A 16,528-nucleotide genomic window follows, 5' to 3' on the forward strand; every position below is an offset into this window, starting at 1 on the left:
ACTTCCGCTGAGAGCGGAGCACGGACCGCCTGACCGAAACCAGGCCTCCCCACTTCCCCCCGCGCCCTCTGGCGTCAGGGTTAACGCCACTGCGAGCTGGGCACTTCTGATCTCGTCACTCTGTCGTCAGGGGCGAACGCCAGGTCGGACGGGTGAGCCGTAATCGCGAGTTTGGCTCACCGAAATTTCGGGCAATCCGGGTCGGACGCCGAGACCTTGCTAGGCTGCAGGGAACCGTAGAACCGGGCGTTGTCTCACCCGGCAGGTGAGACCGTCGAGAAGTGGGGTCACACCGTGAAGAAGCTGCTTGTTCTCGCTCTGGTCGCCGTCGGCGGGCTCCTGGTCTGGCGCAAGGTACAGGCCGACCGTGCGGAGCTCGATCTGTGGACTGAGGCCACCGGCAGCGAGAACTGACCACCAGGGATGGTGCTTGATCGTGGCAGAGGTGCGGGAATGACCCCCGTGAAGCTGGCCTGCCTTGACTTGGCCGGGACCACGATCGGTGACATCGACATGGTGGAACGGGCGTTCGCCGAGGCGATCGCCACGCAGGGCATCGTCCCCGGGACCAGCGCATATGCCCGTGCCATGGTGCATGTGCACAGGTCCCGGGGATGTCCCAAGATCGAGGTCTTCCGGGGCATCTTCCCCGGCAACGAGGCCCAGGCGCAGGCCGCGAACCTCACCTTCGAGCGTTCCTACGAGGGAGCCATCGAGAGGACCGGTCTCGTGCCGCTGCCGGGGGCGGTCGAGGCCGTCGCGAAGCTGCGCGACGCCGGCCTGAAGGTCGCCCTGATCACCGGCTTCAGCCGCGCGACCCTGGGGCGGGTGCTGAGTACCCTCGCCTGGGTCGACATGCTGGACCTCGCGCTGTGCCCCGAGGACGCCGGACGGGGCCGTCCGTACCCTGACATGGTGCTCACCGCCGTCCTGCGCTCCGGCGTCGACGACGTACGGCAGGTGGCCGTGGCGGGCGACTCCGAGAGCGACATGCTGTGCGGCCGGCGTGCGGGCGCCTCGATCGTCGCCGGAGTGCTCACCGGCGTGCACAGCAAGGAGCGTCTGCTCGGCGGCGGCGCCACCCACATCATCGACTCCCTCGTCGACTTCCCCGGGCTCGTCCTCGGCAGCGAGGTCGGCGCGTCTCCGGTGGCCACCTCGGCCCCCTGATCGCCGGCTCGCTCCCCTGGGATTTTTCTCCGGTGCCCAGGCGGCACGGGGTGGTATCAAGTGGCGCTCGGGTGCGGGCTGTTGCTACGGTGTACGCACCGGCGGCCTGTGGATCTGCGTGTTTGCGCAGTTCGCACCGTCACGGGGCCTTAGCTCAGCTGGCAGAGCGCCTGCTTTGCAAGCAGGAAGTCAGGGGTTCGAATCCCCTAGGCTCCACCCACTCAAAAGCCCAGGCCAGGGACCCTTTCCCCACCTGGGCTTTGATCGTTAGTCGGCCTTCGCGCTCTCCGTGCCCATTGCGTGCCCGATCTCGAGTCGTCCTCGCGCGAGGCTGTCGAGCTGCTTGGCCACTTGGGCCGCCGCTCGTCCGTCGCGTGCTGGTGGACGTTCGTGGAGCACATGCGATCACGCCGCCTGTGTCCTGGGTACGCCGAAGGCATGACTCGGGCACTGGCCGGCTTATGGATGGAGACCGGAGCTTCTCGGTCGCCGATCCGCGCTCGGCCTGGCACTATCGGAGATGAGGGGAGACACCATGGACTTCGATCGCATCACTGCTGAGCCGGACAAGCTCGAAGGCAGACCGACAATCAGAGGACTCCGCATCACTGTCGAGACGGTGGTCCGACTCGTTGCCGCCGGATGGTCCTTCGATGACATCGTGTCGGACTACCCAGACCTGGAACGTGCGGATATCAAGCAGGCTCTCGAGTACGCTGCTGCCTCCACAAACGTCCATTACTATCGGCTCCGCGAGACGGCGTGAACTTTCTGGTTGACGAGAACCTCTCCCCTCGCGTCGCTGAGCTGTTGGCCAAAGCCGGCCATGACGTGGTGCACGTCCGTGACCTCCAAGCGACGAGCGCACCAGATTCGACGGTCATGGCCCTTGCCGCAGCGGACGGACGGGTCATCATCTCCGCTGACACCGACTTCGGCGCCCTCCTGGCTTACGCCCGTGCAAAGGAGCCCTCGGTTGTCCTTGTGCGAGAGATCGTGGAACTTCGGCCACCTGACATGGTGAACGTCATCCTGGGGCACCTCGACGTCCTCGAACCACACTTGCGCGCGGGAGCGATTGCGACGTTCACCGCGACAGGCATCCGTGTACGGGCGCTGCCTCTCCGTTGAGCGCACCGTTGAAGGGCCCACGGGATACAGGCAGGCGGGCCAGGTGGTGTGGATCAGATGAGAACGCGCACGTGGCAGCTAGTCGGCCTTCGCGCTCTCCGTGCCCATTGCGTGCCCGATCTCGAGTCGTCCTCGCGCGAGGCTGTCGAGCTGCTTGGCCACTTGGGCCGCCGCTCGTCCGTCGCGTGCTCATCCTGCTCTGAGGAACTGCTCAAAGGCTTCCCGTGCCAGCGCGGACACGCTCTTGCCCTCTTGCTCGGCGCGGGCCTTCGCGCGTTCACGCAACTCCTCGGGGAGTCTGAAGGAGACCCTTGGGGAATGTGTGCCCTCGCCTGTGAGCGATGGACGTCCGGGGCGACTGGTCGGCACGGGTACGCGGCCTTCGTCGATCGCGCGGTGGACGTCGCCGATTGCGTTGCGTACGTACTCGTCCGTGATCAGGTTGCCTTTGGCGTCGTGGATCTCTTCGGAGTCGCTGTCGATATCGGAGTCGTGGTCCAGAGCCAGCTCGATGTCTTCGGGTGGCCAGCCTGCCTCGTGCTCAGTCATGGCGTCCTTCTCCGTAGCGCGGTCGGCATCACGTGGATGATCACTAGAGCTTTGTCGGTGAGGATGCCGATCACCTCCAGCTCTATGCCCCGATCATCGGGGCCGATCCAGACCCATCGGTCCTCCAACGTCGGGTCGGTGGCCGGCACGATCGCTGGCGGACCGGATCGGACGACGTGTAAGGCATGCGCCTGCCCGATGCGATGCTTGCGCGCCGACCGGTAGAAGCGCAACTTCTTCATGCCCATATTATGTCCGACACAACCTCTGTAGGTAGGGAGTTCTGGTCTGCAGCGTGAGCCCCTTCGAACGGCGGTCCCGTCCTGGGGGGTCGGCAGCTACGAGGAGGACGGGGGCGGTCCAGGAGACGGGCCGCGTCGGCCCCTGTCTGGGCAGGTCGGATCGCGTGATCGTCGTGCCATTAGCGTGCCATTAAGGGTGGTCAACAGGGGGTACTCGCGGTCACTCGCGGGCTGTCTCTCGCCCAGGTCGGATCCGTTGTCCCTGATGATCAGGCCGATTTGCAAGCAGGAAGTCAGGGGTTCGAATCCCCTAGGCTCCACCGTTTGGTCGAAGTCGCTGCCCTGCCTCGTGATCGGTGGGCAGAAGTGGGCTGATCGACTCGTGGAGCGTACGTGTCCGAGTGGCGATGGGCGAGTACGCGGTAGGAGCGCGTGTCTGCGCTCTCCGATCGGCGTGATGGTCACGGGCACCCGGGCCAGAGAGCAAGACCGGTGTCGCCAGTAGGGCGACGTCGGCGAGGACGATGGCGGCTTAAGCGCCGACGAACCCAGCGAGGACACCCAGGTGGCGGTTAGCGCCGCAATGGTCGTGTTGCCGCTGATTCGCCGAGCTGTGGGGGCTCGCGCGACCCTTTGGGGTTGGAGCCTCTGTAGCCGGTAGGGCGAACACCGGCGATGCTGGGGATGCGCTCGAACTCCCCCACTTGGCCGCCCGTCGGAAGCCGCTGATAATCGGTGCCGGGTTCGCAACCGCTCAGGGAAGTGAGGTGGTGGCGGCGCCGGGCAGCCGTTGGCGCACCCGGCGCCGCCCCCGTCACATCGTGGGGTCCACGATCATTTTGCCCACCGCACCGTTCTGCGAGGCGAGCTGCGCTGCGGCGGTCTCGGCCAGCGGGAAGCGAACCACGGGCAGTCCGTGCTCCTCGCCCACTCCCATCGCGCCGTCCCGCACCGCCGCCGTGACGTCGTCGGCCGCGACTGCCATCCGCTCGCGGTCGAGGAAGATTAGAAGGAACTGGAACCGAGCGTTCAGCTGGAGGGCCTGGAGGATGTCCAGCTCCACCTTGGGGCGGTCGTCGGCGTAGACCGCGATCGTGCCGCCGTTCTTGAGCGTCGCCAGGTCGAGGTCGATGTTCTTCGCCACGGCGACATCGACGATGATGTCCACGCCGTCCTTCGCCACCGCGCGGATCTCGGCCGCCGGGTCGCCCTCTCGGTAGTTGACCACGTGGTGCGCGCCGGCCGCGCTGGCCAGCGCCGCCTTCTCCGGCCCGCTGACCGTGGTGATCAAGGTGGCGCCGGCCCAGCGGGCGAGTTGGATCGCGGCGTGACCGACCGCGCCCGCGCCGCCGGTCACCAGCACGGTGCGGCCGTCCAGCGCGTTGGGGGCCAGGCGCCGTGGGCCGTCCTCGGCGACGGTGAGCGCCCGGTGCGCGGTGAGCGCGGGGATCCCGAGCGATGCGCCCACGTCGAATGACGCGTTCTCCGCCAGTGGTCGCACCCAGGACGCGGGCACGACGGTGAACTCCTGGGCGGTGCCGGTGTTGTAGCCCAATCCTGCCATCATCACCCACACCCGGTCGCCGGGCGCGAACGTCTCGACCCCCAGGCCGACCGCGTCGATCACGCCGCCGCCGTCGTGGTGCGGGGTCACCTCGGGATATGGCATCGGCCACGCGGTGCTGGAGCGTCCCCTCCAGTCGGTCGGGTTGATGCCGGAGGCGTGGATGCGGATGCGGACCTCGCCGGGGCCGGGCACGGGCACGTCACGCTCGATGAGTTCCAGGACGGAAGGATCACCGATTTTGCGGTACACGATGGCTTTCATCTGCTCTCCATGGTGGTGTGGCAGCGGCCGGGCGGTCTCGTCAGGAGTCGTCCGCCGCGAGGTTGATGGTGAAGTCGTCACTCGCCGAGCATCCGAGCGAAAGTTTCGTTGGCCGCATCCCGTGCCCGGCGCCGGGTCGGCGGGGTCACGCCTGGAAGCAGGGTCGGTCAGGCTGGGCACATGGGCCACGGGAGTTGCTGAGGACGACGTCCAGACCGGCGTCGGCGGGATGGCCGTCCCGCTTGTCGATGGGGAGGTGCGGGACCATGACCGACGAACGCGCGTTGCGGGCCGACGCGCGGCGTAACCGGGCACGCGTGCTGGAGGTGGCGGCCGAGGTGTTCGCCACCGAGGGCCTTTCCGTGCCAGTTCACGAGATCGCCCGCCGTGCCGGGGTCGGTACCGGCACGGTGAGTCGGCACTTCCCGACGAAGGAGGATCTCCTCATCGCGATCATGTCCACCCGGCTGGTGAAGCTCACCGCCCAAGCCGACGAGCTCGCCCGCCGAGAAGATCCCGGCACCGCCTTCTTCGCTCTCTTCGTCGCTCTGGTGCGAGCGGGGGCGGCCGACTGCGGGCTGGCCGAGCTGGCCGTAGCCGATCGCCGGTTGGACGACATCGGCGAACGCGCGGGCGCCGACCTGTGTGGTCGGCTACAGGAACTGCTTGCCGCGGCCCAAAAGTCGGGCGACGTGCGAGCCGATGTCAGCTACCCGGACATCAGGGCGCTGATGTCCGCTTGCATGGCCAGGAGAGAAGATTCGCTGGAACCGATCCTCGCCGTCGTCACCGACGGACTGCGGAGAGGTCCTACATGAGGTGTGGGCGGCCCTCCGTGGCACCGGAGGGCCCGTCATCTTTGAACGGACCCGGGCCGACCACGGGTAGGAAGCTATCTGGAGTTGCTCCTAGCGTCTGGTTTCGATCACGCCTTCTGACCTGCGATTACGCGAAGGGCCCACACAGGCCAGGACGCTCGTATCAACATATGTTGATGGCAGAGACAACCGAGGACTTTGATGCCTTCCTCGCGAGGGTGACCCGCCGGCTCGTGTCTCCCCTGACGGGTGGGACGACGGCGACGGGATGATCAGGCAGGGGGAAGCGTGCGCGTCCGCGCGGGATCGAGGCTCCACCGCGTGCCCGTCGCGTGCCCGATGGGGCGGTGATCAAGGGGGAGTCACGGGGAACCCGATCAGGGCGCTGAGCAGCGTCTGTGCAGATCGGGCAAGATCGACAGGTGTCTTTGCAAGCAGGAAGTCAGGGGTTCGAATCCCCCAGGCTTCACCCACTCGAAAGCCCAGGCCAGGGACCCTTTTCCCCGCCTGGGCTTTGATCGTTATTCGGCCTTGTCGCTCTTGCGCGCCTGTTGCGTGCCCGATCCACTCTTGAGTTGTCCTCGCGCGAGGCTGTCAAGGCGGCGGCGCGTCGCGCCGCCGGTCAGACCACAGGTCAGTCTTGGCTGGATTCGAGATAGCCGGTGAGATAGGTCAACGATGCGGCGATGTCCTCACCGGTGCCGTGCGGCCGGCGCAGCTCGTCGACGAAGATGGCGATGTCGGCGAGCCGCCACCAAAGCGGATAGAGAGCGAGGCCGGCCGGTGAGACAGCCCGGCCGGTGGCTCGGGTGTAACGGACGAGTGCGCTATCGTCGCCAACCGGGTCCTCGCCGAGCATGCGGGCGAGGGCGGAGGTGAGCATCCACAGGTCCCGCTCCGGCGGAGCGATCTGCACGGTGCCCCAGTCGATGAGCCGCAGTCCAGCCGAGGTACGCATGACGTTCCCGGGGTGCGGTTCGCCGTGCGTGACCACCCATACCGCCGCGCTGTCTCGTACCTGGTCGACCCGCCGATCGAAGTCGGCGAGCAATCGTTGGACGTGCCCGGCCTGGGCGGACAGCATCTTACGGGCTGGCTCGGCATAAGGCCCGCCGGTCCACTCCCGATCGAGGTTCTGCAGCGCCTCCTCCAGCTTGTCCCGACCGGGCAACACCAGGTCGGTCCGTGATGCGGTGTCCGCCACAATCGGGGTCGCCTTGTGCAGCTCGGCCAGCAGGCCGATTACCTCGACGTGATCCTCGGGCCGGTGCGTGCCGAAGCGCCCGGCGGCACCCGCCACCTTTGGAAACACCGACAGGGCGTACCGCGAGGTCAGCCGCCAGACCGCGGTGTCGGTGGCGGTCGGGATCGGCGCGAGGACGAAATCGAGACCCGCGTCCCGGCGCAGTGCCAGGGCGGCACCAAACGATCGACCGAGTCGGTCGAACGCATCATCACGTCCTGCCTCCTCGACGCCGAGGTCATCCACCTTGACGAACCACGCCGTCCCACGTTGATCCACCATCGACCAGTGGTAGCTGCCTGCGCCGACCGGGAGGTACTCGACCGAGTGGGGCTCGATGCCCCAGCCCTCGGTCAGTGCCACCATCAGTTCGGCCTCCGCCAGACCTGCCGGTCTATCCCTCATGCGCCCGTATTCTGTCTCACCCGTCGCAGGGCCGCAGATCGTTTTAGGAAGGGCTCTTGAGGCCTGTGAGGCAATACGGGTTGCTCTCTCTGCCTCGCTTCTGCCTCCGGCAGGGGCCTCGAGTCCAATTTGGTAGCCCGTCCTCCCCGCTACCCAAGTGCCTCGGCCGTTCCTTACCGAGTCAAAACCAGGGGCGGGACGCGCATAGCCGGCCGCTGCGGGTCGGCGAGCGTGATCGAGTGCCATTAGCGTGCCATTGAGGGCGGTAAACAGGGAGCACTCGCGGTCACTCACGGATCGCCTCTCGCCCAGGTCGGGGCCGTTGTCCCTGATGATCAGGCCGATTTGCGAGCACGAAGTCAGGAGTTCGAATCCCCCAGGCTTCACGCACTAAAAGCCCAGGCCAGGGACCGATTTCCCCGCCTGGGCTTTGATCGTTAGTCTGCCTTCGCGCTCTTCCGTGCAGCGAAGAAGGCTCGCCGTCAGGCGACTCCTTGCCGAATTGTTCTTCGCTGAGCGCCGCCGCACGGCCCGTCGCCCGCCCGCCGTCCGGGCATGGGGCCTGGGGGCCGGTCCCAGCCGGCAGCGGCTCGGGCCGCCCGCCGTACACCGCTCGCCGTACCAAGCCGCACCCCCCCCGACTACAGGCGCGCCGCCGCCGTACTGATGCGGCACGACGATCGCCCTGCTGTGGCCGGCCGTTACACGGGTGGGGGCGATCGATGGTCCGGCACTTCGTTCCTAGCCCCGGCCCAGCGGAGAAGGCGGGTTGCTGTCCTGTCTGCCGCTGATGCCCTGCGGTGCGTCGGGAAGGTGCCAGGTGTGACCAGAAATCAGGAGAGGGTGTCCTTGACCACGATCTGGCCGTCGTCGATCACGAATTTCTGGTTGTTGTTGGGCACGCACTGCCACAGGTAAACCGGCGAGAGGTTGGCGCGGCTGTTGGTGACGTCCAGACAGATGCGGTTGCCTGTGTTGAGGGTGGACTTGAGGATGATCTGGCCCCTCTGGAGGACCCAAAGCTGGTTAGCGTTTCCGACGCACTGCCACTGGTACACGCGAGTACCGTTGGCGCGGCTGTTGGAGGCGTCCAGACACATCTCCCGGGCCTTGCCGATGGTGTCTTCCACCTTGATGAGGCCGTCCTGGAAGACGAACTTCTGGTTGGCGTTGTTGTTCTGGCACTCCCACAGGTACATCTGGGTACCGTTGCCGCGATTGTTGCTGACGTCGACGCAGGCCGGGGGGCCGACCAGGGCCGGGCTGCCGGCGTACTGGTGAGCCGAGGCCGTGGCGGGCACGGTGGTGACCGCACCCACTGCGGCGGAGATGACGGCGACGGCGAGTAGACGGTGAGCAAGCATGGTTTGCCTCCGAGAGAGTTGATCGAGACGTAAGCACCATGGCATCACTCAATGTCACTGATCAATTACCGAGTACATGCGTCCTATCGTGTGGCGGAACCTTGGGCTGTGGGCGACGGCGGCGCCGACAGGGAAGGTTCACAGCTTCGGCAAGATCTGGAACGCGCTTGGAATGATCTCATCGTCAAGCGATCAAGAACAGCGAGATGAGCAGGTTGGAGCCATGCCTGAGCAAGGAAAATCTTCCACTTCCGATCCGATGGCCTTCGTCCTCCTCGCTGGCCGAATGTCCCGGACGTGCCCGCCCAGTCAAGGGCGCCTGCGGCGTCGCTCGCCGTGCCCGTTGCGTGCCCGATGGGGCGGTGATCAAGGGGGAACTGCGGGGACCCACGGGGAACGCGATCAGTAGCCCCAGCAGCAGAGACGCAGATCAACCATGATCGGCTTACGTGTTTGCAAGCAGGAAGTCAGGGGTTCGAATCCCCTAGGGTCCACCAGCCAAAACGCCGCTTCCACGATCATGGGAAGCGGCGTTCGTGTCATTAACGTGCCATTAGCTCTTGTCGGCATCGCGCTCCGCCTCGACTCGCGCGCTCAGGGCATCGGCGATCTTCCGGTCGGCGTCTCGCGTGGCGTGCTGGTAAATGAGCGCGGCCCGGCCGCTGTTGTGGCCATCCGGGCCTTGAGGTCGGCGAGGCTCGCGCCCGACTGCGCGGCGAGGGTGTTGCCCGTGTGCCGGAGGTCGTGGAAGTGCAATCCCTTGACGCCCATCTCCTTGAGGGCTTCCGCCCACTTGGCCTCACGCCGGAAGTCGCCACCGCAGAGGTAGGCGCCGCGCTTGCCGAGACGAACGCGTCCTCGCCTGTGCCGGTGAACTGGCCGAGGTGGTCGACGAGGGCCGGAACGATGGCCGAGGGGATGCTGGCAGTGCGCTTGCCGGCCCGCCACTTGGGCGGCGTGAGCACCATGTCTCCCCCCGCCCAGCTCTATGAGCTGTTCGCGTACGCGGACCGTACGCGCGTTGAGGTCGATGTCCGAGCGCCGCAGCGCGATCACCTCGCCCCAACGCAAGCGGCCGATTGGCACCTCGCCGAGGCCGGGAACGATGTGTCGCTCAAGGAGCCAGGTGTAGAGCTCTACCGTTTTGGGCCGCAGGCCCGGCCGCTCTTTGATCCAGGTCCGCGCGTAGTCGCCGAGCAGGACCTTTCCACGGTCGGGGTCCGTCCACTCTGCTTCGCGTTGCGGGGCATCGTCAGACGCCTCGCCCGAGCGGGGAGGCAATTGCGTGGTTCAGCGCATGAAGGGTTTGAAGATGGAAACCACCTTCGTGGCAGCACGGTCGGCGTCCCCGTCCGCGATCGCCTCGACCAGCTCGTGGTGGTAGCGGTGTGCCGCGTCCTCGTCCTCGTTCTTCTCGTCGCGCATGTGGGCAGCGAAGACGTCGAGCATGCTGGAGTACAGCTTGACGTAGAGAGGGTTGTGCGTCGCTGCCACGATCGCGTGGTGCAGGGCGAGGTCCGCGCTCGCTCTCAGGTCGAGATCATCGGTCGACCAGCTCGCTTCTCGACGGTCGCGCAGCTCGCGCAGCAGCTCGACGTCGGCATCTGAGCGGTTCAATGCGGCCAGTGACGCTGCAGCGCTGTCAAGGGCAAGGCGTAGTTCCAGGTAGTGGCGACGGGTGCCACCGGCGAACTGACGTTCAAGAGTGCCTGTCAGCTCGGAGCTGGAGATGACGAAGGTGCCGCGGCCCTGCTCACGGCGCAGCAAACCTGCGTGCACCAGCGACTGCAGCGCCTCGCGCACCGTGTTCCGGCCGATCCCGAACTCCGACACCAATGCGGCCTCGGTCGGTATTCGCTCACCGACCGGCCAGCGTCCAGAGACCACCTCCTCGCGGAAGCGTTCGGCGGCCTGGTCGATGAGTCCCACTCGACGTACCGGCTGTCGCGTGCCAGAATTTTCCGAACTCATCCCATAATCCCATCATCTGCTGACGTTACACCGGAGTATAACGTGACATCGCTCTCCTCAACGGTCGTTCCGCTGCACCGTGGGCGTTTGACCTTGTGGGCCGGGCTCGCTATCGCCCTGACAGCGGTCAACCTGCGAACGGCCGTGACCGGGTTCACTCCGCTCCTGGAGATCATCGGATCCGATCTCGGCTTCGGGGTGACGCTGTCCGGCCTGCTCGGCACTGTGCCAGCGGCGTCCTTCGGCATCTTCGGGTTTCTCGCCCCAGCGGTGACGAAAAAGTTCGGACTCGAGCGCACGGCCACTGTGGCGCTGGGCCTGACGGCTCTGTCGCTCCTGATGCGCGCCTTCTCTCCAACGCCCTCGTTGCTGGTGCTTTCGACCGTGCTGGCACTGGCCGGGATCGGAGCCGCGAACGTCGTGGTCGTTCCGTTGGTGAAGGCCTGGTTCCCCGATCGACTGGCCCTGTGGACTTCGCTTTACCTGATCCTCTTGCAGACGGGCCAGTTCAGCGCCCCGCTCCTCGCGGTCCCGGTGGCAGAAGCGGCGACGTGGCGGCTCTCGGTAGGTATCTGGGCGGGACCAGCTGCTGTGGCTGGTGTGGTCTGGCTCATCCTGGCAGTCAGGCTGCCCGCCGATCACCACGCGCCCGCGGTCGTGACGGCGACCGACGCGGGACCGAGGATCAGCCGATCATCAACCGTCTGGGGCCTGGTGATCCTCTTCGCGATGATGTCGCTGTCCAACTACGGGATTATCACCTGGGTCCCGGCAGTGCTCACCGACGCAGGAGGCAGCGCGGCCCTGGGTGGCTCCATGGTCGCGCTCTACTCGGCGTGGGGCATGCTCGCGGCCTTGGTGGTTCCACACCTGGCCACGCGCATGACGAACCCGTTCATCGTGGTCGTCGTGTGTGCGATCTTCCTGGTAGCGGGATACCTGGGCCTGCTTCTGTTCCCGCTCGACGGCACGCTGATGTGGGTGTGCGCGCTGGGAATCGGGGTGAGCACCTTCCCGCTCTGCATGACCCTCATCAACCGTCGAACCAAGAGCCCGCAGACAGCCTCTGCCGTGTCGGGCTTCGTTCAGGGCATCGGCTATGGGCTGGCGTGCTTCGGCCCGATCGGTTTGGGCCTTCTGCGCGAGGCGACCGGATCATGGTCGATCCCGCTCCTGGTGCTCGCTGCGACCGCCATCCCAGGGGTGATCGCCGGCTGGTTCGCTTGCCGTCCTCGCTTCGTGGAGGACTCTGCGCCACAGCCGACGAAGTTCGACGCTGACCAGCAGTCGCGACGATAAGGGTCATGCGTCGAACAGATCCGAATTCGTGTCGACCGAGTATCGCGAAGCAGGAGTCCGCTACTTGACTCCGCCTCGGTTCGATGCAGCAGAACGCCGCTTCTCCGATCATGGGAAGCGGCGTTCGTGTCATTAATGCGCCATTAGACTAAGCAGATACTTCGCTTGTCCATAGGAAGATCAGGTGATCTGGTGGCCTATTTATACGAAGAGCGAGAAGAACTTCCGTCCGGGTCTTACGGTGACCTGAATCTGGAGCGGGAGTTCTACGTCCACAATTCAGATCTGGCAGCCGACTGGCTGGACGCCTTACCTCCCTCCGCTCAAGCAGACATGTGGGCCTTGGAGATACGGAGCCTTTTCAACCTGAAGTGGCAGGTCACGGGCGCGGCGTGGTGGGCTGTACCTGATCGACAAATGAAGAAGCCCCTGGTAGAAGGGTTGTCGACCAAGATCAACCTATGCACCAGAGGCTTCGAGTTGTTGTTCTATCGTGCCGCGCTGCCGTTGTCACATCGGGCGCTGTCCTACCTTGCCGGTCTCATCCGCCGTCACCGCAAGTCGATCGGCTCGACGTGGCGCCGCCTTAACCCCGGCCGGCAGGCCCTGCTCGTGCTGGTCCACCTGCGCAAAGGCGAAACACTCGCCGAGGCCGCGGCCGGGTTCGGCGTGGGGGCCTTGACGGCGAGGTTCGCAAAGCCCTCGTCGAAGTGGGCTTCCAGGAGATCGTGCCACCATTCGGTGTCGATCGAGGCGCCGCAGTGCGGGCAGCCGATCCTTTCCAGGTTCGCGCCACAGGCGATGACGGCGATGTTGTCGTGCCATGTCACGTCTATTTCGGCATCCACGCCGTCTGGCTCACCCGGAGCCAGGTCCGCCATGATCGCCGCAGCGCGATCGGCCGCGTCCTGGACGGGTTGCCAGTGCGGATCGGTCGGAATGATCGACAGGATGTCGTCGCTCACAGACTTACTCGATTCGCCCCACTACCTCTACATGGATCATGACGTTAACCGCTGTTGCCTCGTCGTGGGTCTTGCTGCGTGGCCAGCGTTCGCCGTGGGGGTCGGAGCGCTCGGCGTCGGCGGCTCCGTCGGTTAGCACGGCCGCGGCGTGTACGTGGTTGGTGAGAATGGTGCCGGTGAGGGCTTGGTCGGTGGCGAGGGGGTCGCTGGAGGCGATCCAGAAGCCGCCGTCGGGGTACGGGGCGTCCTTCCTCCGGGCCTCTTCTGTACCTGCAACTCCCCTGTGATCTTCTATGCGCAGACTGGGCTCGTCGGACGGGGAGGGCCTGTGAAGCGTCTTGTCGCCAGCATGGCGATTGTTGTGTTGTCTGTTCTAGGGGTTGTGGCCCCCGCCCATGCGGTCACGGACCCGGTGGCCATACTCAAAAAGCACCTCGTCCCCGATCATGGCGTACGGATCTCCATTGCCTGGAAGATGGATCAGGGCGGAGCGGCGATAAAATTCCGGCATGCCGGTGACCTGGGCTTCGATGCGTCTGGAGTGGTCACCTTCGATCTGGCCGGTCAGGCCAAAGTCGAAAACAAAGCGAAAGACATATTCGTCGGCACGAACGAGGGCCCCACCCGTTCCATCGCCATTGGCAATGAGACCTACAGCACCGGTGCCTACGACCACCTTCTGCCTGACGGTAAGGCCTGGGCGCGAATCGTCTCGCCCAAGGGCACTGTCGCTGCCCGACGCTACTCCCTCCTCAACGTTCTCGACCCGGCCACGCTGAAGGCCGTGCTGGCTACGGCGAAGACCAAGGCGCCCGGCATGGAGCTTGATGGCGTGAAGACCACGCTCTATACCGGCGTGATCACGGTCAGACAGGCGTCTCCCGGCACCAAGATGTCTGCCAGGGAGGGCGCGCAGCGGATCGGCTGGCGCTTGTGGATCGGCTCTGATGGTTTGATCAGGCGACAGATGACCACTACGACCAAGAGGATCCAGATTGGCAGGAGGGCCGCCAAGGAGCTTCTGAGCGAAGACATCCATTACAGTGCCTGGGGATCTGACGTGATCATCACCGCGCCACCGGCCGAGGAAGTTTGGGACGTCAAGTCCCCGTTCTGACGCCTTGGCCGAGCCCCCGCAGTGAAACGCCGTTGAACAGCGAGGGCACGCTTTGCGCATCGCAGCGTGCCATGGCGCCCGCCGGCTACAACGAATGGACCGAAGCCCGCCGCTACATAGGCCTGGACGTCCTAGCCAAAGCCCGCCTCCGCGTGATCCCCGGCGACACACCGGACCAGGAACAGCTCCCCGTCACCCTCACCGCTTAACCTGCAGAAACGGATCACGCGGTGGCAGCTCATACACCACTTCCCTGGACGTGACCTACAACGGGGGGCCGGCGGCTCGGCTGTGGACGCGAAGAGCGGCGATCAGCCAGTGCTCAATGGGCACGAGCCCTCTCCACCGGCAGTGCCCGCCTTCACCTCTGTTCCGTCACTCACGAGAACGAGCCTGCACCTTCGAGCCACTCGAGACTCAAGCCGGAGGTCGTCTTGAGTGAGGGCCATCACCGGTCCTCGCCGGACTCGCCTCTGCCGTACGACGAATGGGCACAAGGTCGCCGATGTGATGGCCAATACGAGTCACGGCGTAACCGTTCCCCTGCTACTGAGTAGCACCACCTGTTCGAAGGCTTCCCGTGCCTGCGCGACACGCTCCTGCCCGGTACGGGTACGTGATCGCGCGATGGCCGGTCACCCACGGGGCTGAGGACGATCGCCGAGCCGGTGCCTCATGCCTGATGAGGAGAGGGTGGGCGCGATCCCCGATCCATGTGGGTGCCGGATCTCTCCTTCGGCTCCGGTGATCTGCCAGGCAGGCGGGTTCCGTCCTCTCGGTGGAGGGGCGCCGGGGCTTCCGAAACTTAAAATCGGCGGGCCGATTGTTTCAGACAGATGGCCCTCAGAATATTGACGCTCAGGTCGACGGAGGCCTAATGTCCTGGAGCAATGATCGAGATGACATCCCGAAAGTTTCATCAGCAAGAGTGATGTCAGAAGGCTCTGCAGGTGAAACACCAGGTCGGCATGGCGGTGCTGGACCTGCCCGGCGCTCATGGTCCGGAGCCTGAAGTAGCACGGCACCGTCGCCGTCCTGCACACGTAGGAGGTGCCCGGCGAGCGCAGCGCGTTCTCTCGGTGCCGGGCCGCACATCACACCCCTGACCACAGCAAGCGAAAAGAGGTCGCCGTGAAGTTCCGCAAGGTCTCAGCGGTCGTGTTCGCCGCTACCGCGGCCCTCAGCATGGCAGCGTGCTCAGGCTCGTCGTCCGGGACTTCCTCCGGCGGGTCGGACGGCAAGTCGTTCGAGTTCTGGTCGTTCACCGGGATCAACGCGAAGGGGTCCGCGGAGGAGTACAAGAAGATAAAGCCGGACGTGCAGATCAAGCTGACCGAGGTGGGGAACGCACAGGAGACGGCGCAGGCGCTCACCACCGCGCTCGCCGGCGGCAAAGTGCCCGACCTGGTGCTGATCCAGGGCGACGACCTACCCAAGTTCGTCCAGCAGCCGCAGAACTTCGTCGACCTGCGCACGATGGGCGCCGACAAGATCAAGGGCGACTACCTCGACTGGGTGATCAGCCAGTCCACGACCAAGGACGGCGCGATCATCGGTATCCCGACCGACGTCGGCGGCATGGCCATCGCCTACCGGACCGACCTGTTCAAGGAGGCCGGGCTGCCGACGGACCGCGAGGAGGTGAGCAAGCTCTGGCCCACCTGGGACGCCTTCATCGAGACCGGCAAGAAGTACACGGCGGCCACCGGCAAGGCGTTCATCGACAACGCCGGCGGGAGCATCTACTCGCAGGTTGTCAACCAGGGGCAGGAGAAGTACTACGACCCCGCGGGCAATCTGGTGTACGAACAGAGCCCCCAGGTCAAGACCGCCTTCGACCTGGCGCTCAAGGCCGTGGCCGCCGGGATCACCGCCAAGCAGAGCACGTTCACCGAAGGCTGGAGCGCCGCGATGAAGAGGGGGGACTTCGCCGCCATCGCCGCACCGGTCTGGTTGCTCGGCTCCATCCGCGACAACGCCCCCGACACCAAGGGCAATTGGGATATCGCCACGATCCCCGGCGGCTCGGGCAACTGGGGCGGCAGCTTCCTCGCCATCCCCAAGGGCGCCAAGAACCCGAAGGCCGCCTGGGACTACATCGCCGCCACGCAGTCGCCGCAGGGCCAGCTTGATCACTTCTCTCAGGCCAGGTCACTGCCCTCGACCCCGTCGGTCTACCAGGACCCGAAGCTCACCTCGGTCAAGGACCCGTTCTTCTCCGGTGCGCCCATCGGCACGATTTACACCAACTCGCTGCTCGGCCTCAAGCCGTTCCTCATCGGGCCGGACAGCACCACGATCGGCATTGAGTTCACGAACGCCATCGCCAACGTCGAGCAGGGCAAGGGTGACCCCGCGAAGGCGTGGGACGCGGCGGTGACCAACATCAAGACCGCGATCGGCGGCTAGCTAACGTGCGCCGCCGG

General features: G+C 65.7%; 15 protein-coding genes, 1 tRNA gene and 1 pseudogene. 10 read left to right on the top strand and 7 right to left on the bottom strand.

What is annotated here, in order from left to right; all coding sequences use genetic code 11:
* Positions 1–294: 294 nt before the first annotated feature.
* From HHX30_RS40820 to HHX30_RS22370, 5 genes are all read left to right on the top strand, one after another.
* On the top strand, positions 295–414 hold the full coding sequence (locus HHX30_RS40820; protein WP_208802288.1) for a DLW-39 family protein: 120 nt from the start codon (positions 295–297) through the stop codon (positions 412–414).
* Positions 415–453: 39 nt separating this feature from the next.
* Positions 454–1,170, top strand: a complete 717-nt coding sequence (locus HHX30_RS22355; protein WP_169983932.1) for an HAD family hydrolase — start codon at positions 454–456, stop codon at positions 1,168–1,170.
* Positions 1,171–1,313: 143 nt separating this feature from the next.
* Positions 1,314–1,386 (top strand) — tRNA-Ala (locus tag HHX30_RS22360).
* A 319-nt stretch (positions 1,387–1,705) separates the two neighbouring features.
* Positions 1,706–1,936: a DUF433 domain-containing protein gene (locus tag HHX30_RS22365; RefSeq protein WP_169983933.1), complete on the top strand. Its 231-nt coding sequence runs from the start codon at positions 1,706–1,708 to the stop codon at positions 1,934–1,936.
* Positions 1,933–2,301 carry a DUF5615 family PIN-like protein gene (locus tag HHX30_RS22370; protein ID WP_169983934.1) on the top strand — a complete coding sequence of 123 codons (369 nt, stop codon included), beginning with the start codon at positions 1,933–1,935 and terminating at the stop codon, positions 2,299–2,301. The genes HHX30_RS22365 and HHX30_RS22370 overlap by 4 nt, the downstream gene beginning before the upstream one ends.
* A 189-nt stretch (positions 2,302–2,490) precedes the next feature.
* On the opposite strand, the gene HHX30_RS22375 is transcribed toward HHX30_RS22370, so the two are convergent.
* From HHX30_RS22375 to HHX30_RS22385, 3 genes are all read right to left on the bottom strand, one after another.
* Complete coding sequence (locus tag HHX30_RS22375; RefSeq protein WP_169983935.1) at positions 2,491–2,850, bottom strand: ribbon-helix-helix domain-containing protein; 360 nt, start codon at positions 2,848–2,850, stop codon at positions 2,491–2,493.
* Positions 2,847–3,092: a hypothetical protein gene (locus HHX30_RS22380; protein ID WP_169983936.1), complete on the bottom strand. Its 246-nt coding sequence runs from the start codon at positions 3,090–3,092 to the stop codon at positions 2,847–2,849. The genes HHX30_RS22375 and HHX30_RS22380 overlap by 4 nt, the downstream gene beginning before the upstream one ends.
* Before the next feature lie 814 nt (positions 3,093–3,906).
* On the bottom strand, positions 3,907–4,920 hold the full coding sequence (locus tag HHX30_RS22385) for an NADPH:quinone reductase (RefSeq protein WP_169983937.1): 1,014 nt from the start codon (positions 4,918–4,920) through the stop codon (positions 3,907–3,909).
* Between the two features lie 266 nt (positions 4,921–5,186).
* Here HHX30_RS22385 and HHX30_RS22390 point away from each other — a divergent pair, with 266 nt between their 5' ends.
* Complete coding sequence (locus HHX30_RS22390; protein WP_169983938.1) at positions 5,187–5,738, top strand: TetR/AcrR family transcriptional regulator; 552 nt, start codon at positions 5,187–5,189, stop codon at positions 5,736–5,738.
* A gap of 634 nt (positions 5,739–6,372) precedes the next feature.
* Here the strand turns inward: HHX30_RS22390 and HHX30_RS22395 are convergent.
* The 4 genes from HHX30_RS22395 to HHX30_RS22410 form a co-directional block, all read right to left on the bottom strand.
* Positions 6,373–7,386 carry a phosphotransferase gene (locus tag HHX30_RS22395; protein ID WP_211592364.1) on the bottom strand — a complete coding sequence of 338 codons (1,014 nt, stop codon included), beginning with the start codon at positions 7,384–7,386 and terminating at the stop codon, positions 6,373–6,375.
* An 833-nt stretch (positions 7,387–8,219) separates the two neighbouring features.
* On the bottom strand, positions 8,220–8,750 hold the full coding sequence (locus HHX30_RS22400) for an RICIN domain-containing protein (RefSeq protein ID WP_169983939.1): 531 nt from the start codon (positions 8,748–8,750) through the stop codon (positions 8,220–8,222).
* Positions 8,751–9,344: 594 nt separating this feature from the next.
* Positions 9,345–10,031: a hypothetical protein gene (locus HHX30_RS22405; protein WP_211592365.1), complete on the bottom strand. Its 687-nt coding sequence runs from the start codon at positions 10,029–10,031 to the stop codon at positions 9,345–9,347.
* Between the two features lie 9 nt (positions 10,032–10,040).
* A complete protein-coding gene (locus tag HHX30_RS22410; protein ID WP_311922714.1) occupies positions 10,041–10,679 on the bottom strand; it encodes an FCD domain-containing protein in 639 nt (212 codons plus the stop codon).
* Between the two features lie 84 nt (positions 10,680–10,763).
* Here HHX30_RS22410 and HHX30_RS22415 point away from each other — a divergent pair, with 84 nt between their 5' ends.
* The 4 genes and pseudogenes from HHX30_RS22415 (at position 10,764) to HHX30_RS22430 (ending at position 16,511) form a co-directional block, all read left to right on the top strand.
* Positions 10,764–12,020, top strand: coding sequence for a CynX/NimT family MFS transporter (locus HHX30_RS22415; RefSeq protein WP_169983941.1), 1,257 nt, complete (start codon positions 10,764–10,766; stop codon positions 12,018–12,020).
* 480 nt (positions 12,021–12,500) lie between these two features.
* A pseudogene (locus HHX30_RS22420) lies at positions 12,501–12,707 on the top strand (transposase family protein); the annotation flags it as partial.
* 606 nt (positions 12,708–13,313) lie between these two features.
* Positions 13,314–14,102 carry a hypothetical protein gene (locus HHX30_RS22425; protein WP_169983942.1) on the top strand — a complete coding sequence of 263 codons (789 nt, stop codon included), beginning with the start codon at positions 13,314–13,316 and terminating at the stop codon, positions 14,100–14,102.
* 1,131 nt (positions 14,103–15,233) lie between these two features.
* Entirely contained in the window at positions 15,234–16,511 is a 1,278-nt protein-coding gene (locus HHX30_RS22430; RefSeq protein WP_169983943.1) for an ABC transporter substrate-binding protein, read from the top strand.
* Positions 16,512–16,528: the final 17 nt, after the last annotated feature.

Origin of the sequence: Microbispora sp. H10836, from assembly GCF_012999525.1 — a bacterium.
In the GTDB taxonomy this organism is placed as follows: domain Bacteria; phylum Actinomycetota; class Actinomycetes; order Streptosporangiales; family Streptosporangiaceae; genus Microbispora.

Bases quoted from the DNA above. Each gene is read 5' to 3' on its own strand.
- HHX30_RS22355 (WP_169983932.1), top strand. From the start codon at position 454: ATGACCCCCGTGAAGCTGGCCTGCCTTGACTTGGCCGGGACCACGATC.
- HHX30_RS22365 (WP_169983933.1), top strand. From the start codon at position 1,706: ATGGACTTCGATCGCATCACTGCTGAGCCGGACAAGCTCGAAGGCAGA.
- HHX30_RS22375 (WP_169983935.1), bottom strand. From the start codon at position 2,850: ATGACTGAGCACGAGGCAGGCTGGCCACCCGAAGACATCGAGCTGGCT.
- HHX30_RS22380 (WP_169983936.1), bottom strand. From the start codon at position 3,092: ATGAAGAAGTTGCGCTTCTACCGGTCGGCGCGCAAGCATCGCATCGGG.
- HHX30_RS22385 (WP_169983937.1), bottom strand. From the start codon at position 4,920: ATGAAAGCCATCGTGTACCGCAAAATCGGTGATCCTTCCGTCCTGGAA.
- HHX30_RS22390 (WP_169983938.1), top strand. From the start codon at position 5,187: ATGACCGACGAACGCGCGTTGCGGGCCGACGCGCGGCGTAACCGGGCA.
- HHX30_RS22395 (WP_211592364.1), bottom strand. From the start codon at position 7,386: ATGAGGGATAGACCGGCAGGTCTGGCGGAGGCCGAACTGATGGTGGCA.
- HHX30_RS22400 (WP_169983939.1), bottom strand. From the start codon at position 8,750: ATGCTTGCTCACCGTCTACTCGCCGTCGCCGTCATCTCCGCCGCAGTG.